The 11,030-nt window shown below is 39.4% G+C and carries 7 protein-coding genes; 5 read left to right on the forward strand and 2 right to left on the reverse strand.

What is annotated here, in order from left to right:
• Together A0F92_RS01235 and A0F92_RS01240 are read right to left on the reverse strand one after the other, a co-directional pair.
• The coding region (locus A0F92_RS01235; protein WP_167516708.1) for a SusD/RagB family nutrient-binding outer membrane lipoprotein at nucleotides 1–1,447 on the reverse strand (1,447 nt) is incomplete at its 3' end.
• Nucleotides 1,448–1,458: 11 nt separating this feature from the next.
• Nucleotides 1,459–4,719 (reverse strand): SusC/RagA family TonB-linked outer membrane protein, encoded by a 3,261-nt coding sequence (locus tag A0F92_RS01240; protein WP_068240879.1) that lies wholly within the window; start codon nucleotides 4,717–4,719, stop codon nucleotides 1,459–1,461.
• A 359-nt stretch (nucleotides 4,720–5,078) separates the two neighbouring features.
• On the opposite strand from A0F92_RS01240, the gene A0F92_RS01245 reads away from it, so the two are divergent.
• From A0F92_RS01245 to guaB, 5 genes are all read left to right on the forward strand, one after another.
• The gene (locus tag A0F92_RS01245; protein WP_068240882.1) at nucleotides 5,079–5,960 is read left to right on the forward strand and encodes a bifunctional 5,10-methylenetetrahydrofolate dehydrogenase/5,10-methenyltetrahydrofolate cyclohydrolase; all 882 of its coding nucleotides are present in this window, start codon (nucleotides 5,079–5,081) and stop codon (nucleotides 5,958–5,960) included.
• A gap of 76 nt (nucleotides 5,961–6,036) precedes the next feature.
• A complete protein-coding gene (locus tag A0F92_RS01250) occupies nucleotides 6,037–6,642 on the forward strand; it encodes a 7-carboxy-7-deazaguanine synthase QueE (RefSeq protein WP_167516709.1) in 606 nt (201 codons plus the stop codon).
• A gap of 134 nt (nucleotides 6,643–6,776) precedes the next feature.
• A complete protein-coding gene (locus tag A0F92_RS01255) occupies nucleotides 6,777–8,687 on the forward strand; it encodes an OmpA family protein (RefSeq protein WP_068240886.1) in 1,911 nt (636 codons plus the stop codon).
• Nucleotides 8,688–8,748: 61 nt separating this feature from the next.
• A complete protein-coding gene (dprA, locus tag A0F92_RS01260) occupies nucleotides 8,749–9,846 on the forward strand; it encodes a DNA-processing protein DprA (RefSeq protein WP_068240889.1) in 1,098 nt (365 codons plus the stop codon).
• A 72-nt stretch (nucleotides 9,847–9,918) separates the two neighbouring features.
• Complete coding sequence (guaB, locus tag A0F92_RS01265; RefSeq protein ID WP_167516710.1) at nucleotides 9,919–11,028, forward strand: IMP dehydrogenase; 1,110 nt, start codon at nucleotides 9,919–9,921, stop codon at nucleotides 11,026–11,028.
• Nucleotides 11,029–11,030: the final 2 nt, after the last annotated feature.

Here is an 11,030-nt window from a genome sequence, read left to right on the forward strand (position 1 = left end):
TTGCACTTACAGCTGCCGTATAGCTGGGGCCATTGGCTGTTGCTTCATTGGCAGGATAGGTATAACGCCATGGAAATGCAGACTGCGGATTACCCGGAACTGCCATTGCAGGGTAATACAATCTGCGGATGGATGTCCAAGCATCAAAACCCCTCATATAATAAGCAATGTATTGCTGTAATCCAATGGCTTGTTTCCAATGAACAGAAGAAGTATTGGTTCCGGTACTACCAATAGCGCCGGCACCCAATCCGCCCGGTGCTGTAGCATAAGCAACGGAAGGCTGTGCCAAATAAGTAGCGGCATCGGTTGCAGAACCACCCCATGCTTCAATAGAAGCGGTAACACCATTGTTATAAAAAGTTGCAGCACTGCCTGCAATAAAATTTCTTTCAACAGCCTCTGCCTGCAGGAAAGAAATTTCTGCATAATCTAATAATACAGAAGGAGCAGCAGGATCTACAATTGTGCCGGTTAAAGGGCTGAAATAGGGATTGGAAAAGTTGTTCCATGTATTGGTTACACCAACAGTACCGCCTACATCACTACCACTATACTGGTTGGTATAATAGGCAGAACGGCGGGGATCATTTAATGCCACCATTGGGTTCAGTAACGTTTTGGTAATCACATAATCCTTTCTGTTGCTTTGTATCAGGTTTACCCAAACCGGATTCGCATTGGGTGTAATACCAGTATATACAAATACTGCATTATCGGCATTAGATTGGAATACACCGCCGGCAATGGCTTCATTTACTTTGGTTTTAGCCGTTGCAGGGTCAGAATCTGCAATCAGCATCGCCATTTTTAATTTTAGAGAGTTGGCAAAGGTTTTCCATTTGGCCACATTACCACCATATATTAAATCGGCAGTACCAAAACTAGGTGCACTGGTATTTAATCCATTAATACAGGTATCCAACCTTTTTAATAAATCATAATAAACGGTTTTAGCATCATCATAAGCCGGGAAAGGATATTTATTGATATTATTGGCCTGTGTGTAGGGTATATTACCAAATGTATTTACCAAATAATAATACGTATACACTTCCATAATGTCGGTAATTTCCAGCTCGTTTTTAACAACAGCCGGATCAGTAACATCAGTAGGAATTAACAGTTTGGCTTGTTGAAAATTATTCAATGCACCTACATACAGGTTATTCCAAAAATTTTGTGGAATATTTCTGTTTCCCAAATTGTAGTTACTCTCATCTGTATAAGTAGCTTCTGTCCAGTATTGAGCTACCAATTGAAAAATATTCGAGTTTACATTGGGTGTAGTAATGTAATCCACCAAATTTTTCTGTCCATTGGTAAACAACGCATAAGAAGGAGCAGAAGAGGGATTCTTGGTATCGATATTCAGATTGGTCATGTTTTTTTGACAGGATGCCAACGCAAATACCGATAGGACGCTATAAAATATTAATTTTTTCATAATACCTGATTTTAGAATTTGAATTTAACATTGAAGCCGATATTGCGTACAGCAGGATATGAACCACTCTGATAGCCTTGTGCATTGCCTGCACCCAAACCATCTTCAGGATCGGCATAAGGAACATTTTTGCTGATAATCCATAAATTTCTTCCCACAATAGCAAAATCAATTCCTTTAATGGGCTTCATTTTTTCAACAGCTTTTTGAGGTAATGAATACGAAATATTCAGTTCTCTTAATTTAACAAAGCTGGCATCATAAACAAATGCTCTGGCAGGATTTCGGTAGTATCCATATAATCCATACCCATTTCCACTATTATCAACCCTTTTTGTATTGGGTTTACCATCGGCAGTTACTCCTTTTAAAATAATACCACCACCGTTGGCTAAGGAATTACGGGAAGGATTACCCAAATCGTTTAAGCCTGCAGTTATATCATAGAGGCCGGTTGCAAAACCATAATAGGTATCTAATGAGAATACACTACCCCCTTGGCGCATATCAATCAGGAAACTTAAGGTAAATGATTTGTAATGGAAGCTGTTGTTGATACCACCGGTCCAATTAGGTGTAGCATTACCAATAATATCAGTTGTTTTATTATCCTTTAAATAATAACCATTGCTACCTACGGTTCTTTGTCCGTTGGTATACACAAAGTCATTCCCCTGAATGGTTCCGAAAGGCTGACCTACGGTTGCATTTACAGAAACTCCGCCCTGATAGGATTGTAATACCTGGTTTTTCTGGTTATTGAAGAGCGACAATACTTTGTTATTGATTTTGCTCCAGTTTACATTGATATCCCATGAAAAATTACGTGTTCTGATGGGGGTAGCATTGATGGACAATTCAATACCATTGTTTTGAATGGAACCAAAATTTACATACTGACTCAAATAACCAGTTGCACCAGAAGTATTAACCTGTGTAATTAAATCGAAGGTTTTAGAAGTGAAATAAGTGAAATCAAAACCTAACCGATTTTTAAAGAACGCCATTTCCAAACCGGTTTCAAAACTTTTGGTTCTTTCCGGTTTTAAATTGGGGTTGTTATTGACTGTAGGTAGCGATACCAATGCATTTCCGTTAAACGGAGAGTTAATAGTGTATGTATTCAATACACTATGATAAGGGGCATCATTACCCACTTCCGCATAGTTTAAACGAACCTTACCAAATGATAACCATGGCGCATTGTCAATCATTTTATAAAATGCCCAGCTACCGGAAATGGCCGGATATGTATAGGCATTGTTACTGGCAGGTAAAGTAGAAGATTGGTCGCGACGAACTGTACCATCTAAAGTCAACATATCTTTATAGGTTAATGTTGCACCGGCAAATACACCCCCTACTTCTTTTTCCAACAATGCCTCTACAGGCGCATTAATGGGGTTTACTGAGTTAGATAAAGCATAGAAGTTCGGCAGGTTTAAACCGCCGTTGGTAGATGCAAAAATGCTGGAATAAGTATCCTGCCTTAAGTTGGCACCCACCAATGCTTTAAAGTTAAAGTTGGTAGATAAATCTTTATTGTAAGTAGCTAAGAAATCGTAGTTAATTTCTTTGTAGTTAATGTTGTTTCTGGAATAGAAAGGCACATTTACTGAACCAATGGCATCTCTTTCTTCCTGTAAAGAATTATAAGTATCCATGGAAACCCTGCCCAATAAAGTAATGCTCTTAGAAGGTGTATAGTTGATATAAGCATTACCAAATACACGTTGCCGGCTATCTTGTTCATAATTCTGATAGCGCACAAAGTATACATTATCCCAATATATAGGGTTAGTATTGCCATTTACAGGGTCGGTCATATTCCAAGTAACATTTTTACCACCTGAATTAAAGTAAGCGGCTTTTTGTTGCTTAATATCCACATTCATTTCCCACCACTGTCTAAAATTAGACATGATGTTGTTTGAAGTGTAACCTGTACCATACCTGCCCAACCCACTGATTTCAGAATAGTTGATGGTACCGCCCACGGTTAAATCTTTGGTTAAGTTATGGGTTGCACCAAAATTGAACATGTTTTTGGTAATGTTACTATTGGGCAAAATACCATTATCGCTAGTACGGGTATAGCCTAATTTAAAAGAACCGTTTTCACCACCCCCATCAATATATACACTGGTATTGTAAGATACCGGATTTACAAAAAAGGTAGAAGGGTCATTCTTGGCAGCTACCCATGGTGTTGGTTTGCCATAATTCGGATTGCCGGGGTAATTGGCAAATGCATCCCATTGGTATACCAATAAATTGGGATTAAATTTCGCACCATAAGAGGCATCTTCAGTTGTGGGCACGATCAGTTGTGGAGAATTCTGACCAAACTGCGGCAAAGGTGCATATAAAAAGTTCCCATCGGGTGAACCATAACCGTAAGGGTATGCACCACCAATTTCAGGACCTGAACCATAGTTAGCGCCATATTCGTGTTGGTATTTTACAAAAGTGCTTTTATCGTAAGAACCTACATTAACACCCGCATTTACGGTAACACCCAAGCCTCTTTTGGCTTTTTTTGTGGTAATTAAAATAACACCATTGGCAGCTCTGGAGCCATATAAGGCAGAAGCTGCAGCACCTTTTAATACCGAGATAGAGGCAATATCATCGGGGTTTAAATCGGCGGCATTGCTACCGTAATCATAACCACCCCGTCCGGCTCTTTGACCGCCGGAAGCAGAAGATGTATTATCAAAAGGAACACCATCTACTACAAATAAAGCCTGATTAGATTGAGAGATAGATTTAATACCTCTTAACACCACATTGGTAGAGGCACCTAAAGCAGTGGGTTGTGTAATTTGCAAACCAGCAACTTTACCGGATAAGCCATCCACAAAGTTAGAATTACGAGTTTTACTTACCTCATCGCCGCCTACTTCCTGGGCAGCATAAGGGAGTGCATTTCTACTCCGTCTAATACCCATTGCGGTTACTACTACTTCATCTAATTGAGAACTTTGACGTGCCAATGTAACGGCCACATCGGTTTCATTGCCTAATTTAACTTCTTTTGTTCCAAAATTTACGGCTGAAATTACAAGCACATCGCCTGCTTTGGCTTCAATTTTAAAATTACCCTGCGCATCGGCTGCCGTTGCGGCATTGCCTTTTTTAACACGGACAGTAGCCCCATCAACAGGCTTTCCGTCACCATCCAAAATGCGTCCTTTTACCAAATGTGTCTGCGCAAACAGAGTTGACACACCCAACAAAAGCACCACAGCTAATGATAGCAATTTTCTCATGTGTTTCGTTTTAATTTTCTAAAATTTGTTAATGACTTGTTATACCCTCAAAAATGCCTTTAAGCATTTGTTAAATTATAACAATGGTCAAATATAAGGACAGAATACGTTCAAAAATGCTGCAAAGAGAGATTAGAATTTGATTAAAATATTTTTCTGCATTGTAATCTGTTTTTTCAAAAAAGTAAATATTTTTTCAATAAAACATTCATTTTCAATTATTTATCAAATAAAATTTTACAAATTAAATACAAATAAATATTGAAAAAATAAATACAAACATTGGTTTGTTTTTTTATTTTTTTGAAAAAGGATTTTTCTTTTTTTCATGCGCAATTAATTAAAATTACCTTTGCCACATGATAGTATTAGACGGGAAAATTGCGGCACAGGCCATAAAAGACAAACTGAAAGCGCAGGTTGAAAATTTTACAGCAAATGGGCTTCGCCCTCCAAAACTGGCAGCAATTTTAGTAGGTAGCAATGGCGCCAGCGAAACTTATGTAGCCAGCAAGGTAAAAAATTGTGCAGAAACAGGCTTTGAATCGTTACTCATTCGCCTCGATGCATCAGTTGATGAAACAACCTTATTACAAACCATTGAAAAGTTGAACCATGACCATACAGTTGATGGCATTTTGGTGCAATTACCCCTCCCCAAACATATTAGTGAACAAAAAGTAATAGAAACCATTCATCCGGCTAAAGATGTAGATGGTTTTCACCCGGTTAATGCAGGTAAATTAGTACAGGGATTACCCGGTTTTATACCCGCTACCCCCTATGGCATTATGTTGTTGTTAGAACATTTTGATATACAAACCAAAAGCAAACATGCAGTTGTGATAGGGCGCAGCAATATTGTAGGGCGCCCTATGAGTATTTTACTCAGCAGTAATATTCCTTATGGCAATTGCACTGTAACCATTGCCCATTCACATACACAAAATTTGAAAGCTATTTGTTTGCAGGCCGATATTTTGGTAGCTGCTCTTGGCAAACCCGAATTTGTTACTGCCGATATGGTAAAGCCCGGCGCCATTGTAATTGATGTAGGTATTACCAGAGTGGAAGATGCTACTGCAAAAAAGGGTTTTCGTATTAAAGGCGATGTTGCCTTTAATGAAGTAGCACCTAAAACAACCGCTATTACACCGGTACCCGGGGGTGTTGGGTTAATGACCATTGCAGGCTTATTAACCAATACCCTGCAAGCTTATTTAAACAATGTAACAGCATAAGAAAAAGTACTTATTCAAAAAATTATCATTTAATAAAGTAACTCAATTGCAACAAACAATGCAACAATTGCCGGTTATGGAAAGTTTTTACACCCTTCAGGGAGAAGGGTATTACCAGGGGCATGCCGCTTATTTTATTCGTTTGGGCGGTTGTGATGTGGGTTGTGTTTGGTGCGATGTAAAGGAAAGTTGGGATGCCGACAAACATCCGCTATACACCATTGATGTCATTGTGCAAAAAGCAGTAGAAGAGGTAACCAAGCAGGCTGGCTCTGTACATCATGCACTTTGTGTTGTAACCGGAGGCGAACCTTTATTGCATCCTTTAGATGCACTAACTACTGCATTGCAAAATGCCGGTTTTGTAACCAATATTGAAACTTCAGGCTCATCGCCTCTAAGCGGCAACTGGAACTGGATATGCCTTTCACCCAAAAAATTCAAAACGCCCCTACCCGAAATTGTGTCTTTGGCCAGTGAGTTGAAAGTAGTGATTTTTAATCAGCACGATTTTAAATGGGCCGAAACCTATGCCCGGCAAACCAACCCCAATTGTAAACTATACCTACAGCCAGAATGGGATAAAGCTGCTACCGTTACACCCTTGATTATTGAATACATTCAACAACATCCCCAATGGGAATTGAGTCTGCAATTGCACAAATACATTCACGTTCCCTGATTTTAACAAGATGATTTCATAACATAACTGATCTTCCCTTTTCGTGAACAGAAAACCGCATCCGGATATCATACTGAACAATCTGTGTACGGTTTTTAGTATCTTTCATTTGCATAAAAAATACAAATATCCCAATGAGATTTTGCTTCCTCTATATTACCTGCCTACTTGCTGCTGCGCTACCTGCGCAAACATACCATCCGGCAAACAGCAGCCGTTCCATTCGCGAGGAATACAATAAAGCCATGCAATATTTAAATGATGGATATGTTAAAGATGCCATTCCTGTTTTACATAAAGTATTGGAAAAAGATTCTACCTTTTTAGATGCCTGGCTTTCATTAGCCGGTGTATATGGCGAATTGAAAAATTATGCATTAGCTATTCAATATTATGAAAAAGTAAAAAGTGCCGATAGTGTTTACTTTCTTCCCTACAATCTGCCCTACTCTATTAATTTAGCGGGAATGGGGCGCTTTCAGGATGCTGAAAATACCCTCGAAAAATTTTTATCCATTCCTCACTTAAATGAAAGAAGCCTTAAAAGCGGTATTTACCGCCAACAATGTTACACATTTGCGCTTCAATATGCAAAAGATCATCCTTTACCTAACGTAACTGCCTTTGCGCCTAAAAATTTAGGTGATAGTGTTAATTCACCACAATCAGAATATTATCCTACCTTAACCATTGATGATAGTTTGTTGATATTCACCCGGCGGGGTGAAGGAGCATCAGAAAATTTTTATCAAAGTAACTTACACAATCATACTTTTTCAAAAGCCGAATTGGTAAAAGGTGATATTAATTTAGAACCTTACAAAGGCGCCATTACCGTTTCAGCAGATGGCGACTGGTTAATTTTTGCAGGTAATTTTAAAAATGGCTTTGGCAATTTTGATTTATACATTTCGTACTGGACACCACAGGGTTGGAGCGAACCCGAGAACCTTGGTCCCAATGTAAACTCGGAATATTGGGATAGTTCACCGGCATTGAGTCCCGATAATCATATTTTATACTTCAGCAGTAACCGCCCCGGTGGTTATGGCGGAAGAGATTTGTACCAATGTATTCGCCAACCCAATGGACAATGGGGACCGGCTACCAACATGGGTCCGGCCATTAACTCTGCCGGTGATGATGCTTACCCATATATTCATGCCGATAATCAAACTTTTTACTATACCAGCGATGGTTTACCCGGCTATGGGGGTACCGATTTATTTATTATGCGAAAAGATAGTACCGGACACTGGGGCAAACCCGAAAATGCAGGCTACCCCATTAATACAATTGAAAATGAAGGAAGCATTACCATCAATTCGTTAGGCACCACCGGTTATTTTGCCAGCGATAGAAGCGATAGCCGTGGCGGCTTGGATTTATATTCGTTCACCATTTCTCCTCATATTCAACCCTTAAAAACCCTGTTTGTAAAAGGTGCAGTATTAGATGCGGTTACACAAAAAGGCATTCCCTGTTCTATTGAACTGATAGATAACCATAGCGGCAAACCGGCCATGCAAATAAAAGTGGATGAATTGGGCAAATACTTTGTACCGCTTCCGGTAGGCCGCAATTATACTTTCGTAGTAAACAGAAAAGGTTATTTACTGTACAGCGAATTGTTTAACATGCAACAACACCATGCAGATAGCACCTATCAAAAAAATATTTTATTGCAACCCATTACCAAAAATGCCGGCTTCACCTTCAAAAACATTCAGTTCAACATCAACTCTTACGAGTTATTACCACAAGATGCCATTGAATTGAATAAAGTGATTGAGTTTTTAAACGACAATCCATCGGTTGCCATTGAAGTGCAAGGGTATACCGACAATACCGGTAAAGAAACCGATAATATGACGCTTTCAACCTTACGAGCCAGGGCAGTTGCCAATTATTTGGCCATACATGGAATTGATTACAGAAGATTGTCGTACAAAGGCTATGGTTCAGCCAATCCTATTGCCGACAATACCACTGAAGCAGGCAGAATGAAAAACCGGAGAACCACATTTATTATTACCGGCATGTAATTACACTCAATCATTTAGTAAAAAGAAATTATATTAGTTATTCAAAACAATATTGCTTTTTATGTTAGATGAGCTGGTTTATGAAATTGCTTTAACACAAGTACCCGGTATTGGTGCAGTGCAGGCTAAACAATTGATAGAACATTTTGGCGATGCACAACAAGTATTCCGGGCAACCAAAAAAGCGTTAGCACAGGTAGATGGCATTGGTGAAATAAGAGCAAAAGCTATTAAAAGTTATAAAGATTTTGAACAGGCTATACCCGAAATTGAGTTTTGCCAAAAACACCATATCCAAATATTAACCTTATGGAACCCAGCCTATCCCCAACGTTTATTGCATTGTTATGATGCCCCTTCTGTACTGTTTTACAGAGGTAATGCCGATTTGAATAACAGCAAAGTCATTAGCATCATTGGCACCCGCCTGCATACCGAATACGGAAAAAATATAACAGAACAAATTGTGGCTGAACTGCAACCCTATCAGGTATTAATTACCAGTGGATTAGCATTTGGTATTGACAGCATAGCACACCGGGCAGCACTGCAACAGCAATTACCCACCGTTGGTGTGCTGGCACATGGTTTAAGTTCAATCTATCCAAAACAACACAAATCATTGGCAAAAGAAATGTTGCAACTGGGGGGTTTACTAACTGAGTTTGGCTGTACAGTAATTGCAGATAAACACAACTTTCCCAAACGAAACCGTATTGTTGCAGGCATGAGTGATGCCACTATTGTTATAGAAACTGCAACTAAAGGTGGCAGTATGATCACCGCTGAACTGGCCAACAATTACAATCGGGATGTATTTGCAGTACCGGGAAAAATAACTGATAGTAAAAGCAGTGGCTGTCTAAAATTAATTCAGCAAAACAAAGCCATTATTTTTACAAGTGCCGCACAATTGCTGGATGAATTGGGCTGGCAAACCAAAAAAATAAAAGTACCCGCACAAAGAAGTTTATTTATTGATTTAACGGAGGAAGAAAAAATTTTAGTAAGCCTTCTACAGCAAAAAGATACGCTACCCATTGATGCGTTATACCTGCATAGTGGCTTAAGCAGTAGCAGTGTTGCAGCAGCCATACTCAATTTAGAATTACAAAATGTCATTACAGCATTACCGGGAAAAATGTATCGTTTAAATTAATCATACCATACTCTCCTATATTTTTATCCATTCAAATTTGTATCGTAATAGCATGGCACCCTATCTTTGCACATGGCAACACAAAAAAACTCCGGCAATTCCGCCCCGGCTTCCCGCCTGTTTGGCGAAGGTTTAACTTTCGATGATGTTTTATTGATGCCTGCATACAGTCAGGTACTACCTCGTGAAGTTGATATTTCCAGTCATTTAACCAAAGAAATTATACTCAATGTACCCATGCTTTCCGCAGCAATGGATACAGTTACAGAAGCCAATTTAGCCATTGCACTGGCTCGTGAAGGCGGATTGGGCATTCTACACAAAAACATGAGTATTGAAAAGCAGGCTGAACAGGTACGCAAAGTAAAACGCAGTGAAAGCGGGATGATTATTGACCCGGTTACATTGCTGGTAGATGCCACCATTGGCGATGCCTTAAAGCTGATGAAAGAAAATAAAATTGGAGGTATTCCTATCGTAAATAATCAGCAAAAATTAGTGGGTATATTAACGAACCGGGATTTGCGTTTTGAAAAAGACAACACCAGAAAGGTTGCAGAAGTAATGACCAAAGAAAATCTGATTACCGCACCGGAAGGAACCGATCTAAAAAAAGCTGCTACTATTTTACGCAACTATAAAATTGAAAAATTACCCGTTGTAAACAAACAGGGGAAATTAGTTGGCTTAATTACGTACCGCGATATATTGCAATTAACCAATAACCCCAATGCAGTGAAAGACGGCTATGGCAGATTGCTGGTTGGGGCTGCTTTAGGCATTACCAAAGATGTATTGGAACGTGCAGAAGCATTAATACAGGTGGGCGTTGACGTAGTTACATTAGATAGTGCACATGGACATAGCAAAGGTGTTATTGATGCTTTAAAAAATCTTCGCAAAAATTTTAAACATTTACAAATTATTGCAGGTAATATTGGTACTGCTGAAGGTGCCAAAGCTTTAGCCGAAGCCGGCGCCGATTGTGTAAAAGTAGGTATTGGGCCCGGCTCTATTTGCACAACACGAATTGTAGCCGGAGCAGGTGTGCCACAATTGACCGCCATTATGGAAGTAAGCCGGGCACTAAAAGCAAAGGGCATACCGTGTATTGCCGATGGAGGCATTCGTTATACCGGCGATATGGTAAAAGCACTGGCTGCCGGCGCCAAGGCGATTTGATG

Source organism: Hydrotalea flava (assembly GCF_001623405.1).
GTDB classification, from domain to species: Bacteria; Bacteroidota; Bacteroidia; order Chitinophagales; family Chitinophagaceae; genus Hydrotalea; species Hydrotalea flava.

Excerpts from the sequence above, each read along its gene's own strand:
- A0F92_RS01250 (WP_167516709.1), top strand. The coding sequence starts at position 6,037 with ATGGAAAGTTTTTACACCCTTCAGGGAGAAGGGTATTACCAGGGGCAT.
- A0F92_RS01255 (WP_068240886.1), top strand. The coding sequence starts at position 6,777 with ATGAGATTTTGCTTCCTCTATATTACCTGCCTACTTGCTGCTGCGCTA.
- guaB (WP_167516710.1), top strand. The coding sequence starts at position 9,919 with ATGGCAACACAAAAAAACTCCGGCAATTCCGCCCCGGCTTCCCGCCTG.
- dprA (WP_068240889.1), top strand. The coding sequence starts at position 8,749 with ATGTTAGATGAGCTGGTTTATGAAATTGCTTTAACACAAGTACCCGGT.
- A0F92_RS01245 (WP_068240882.1), top strand. The coding sequence starts at position 5,079 with ATGATAGTATTAGACGGGAAAATTGCGGCACAGGCCATAAAAGACAAA.
- A0F92_RS01240 (WP_068240879.1), bottom strand. The coding sequence starts at position 4,719 with ATGAGAAAATTGCTATCATTAGCTGTGGTGCTTTTGTTGGGTGTGTCA.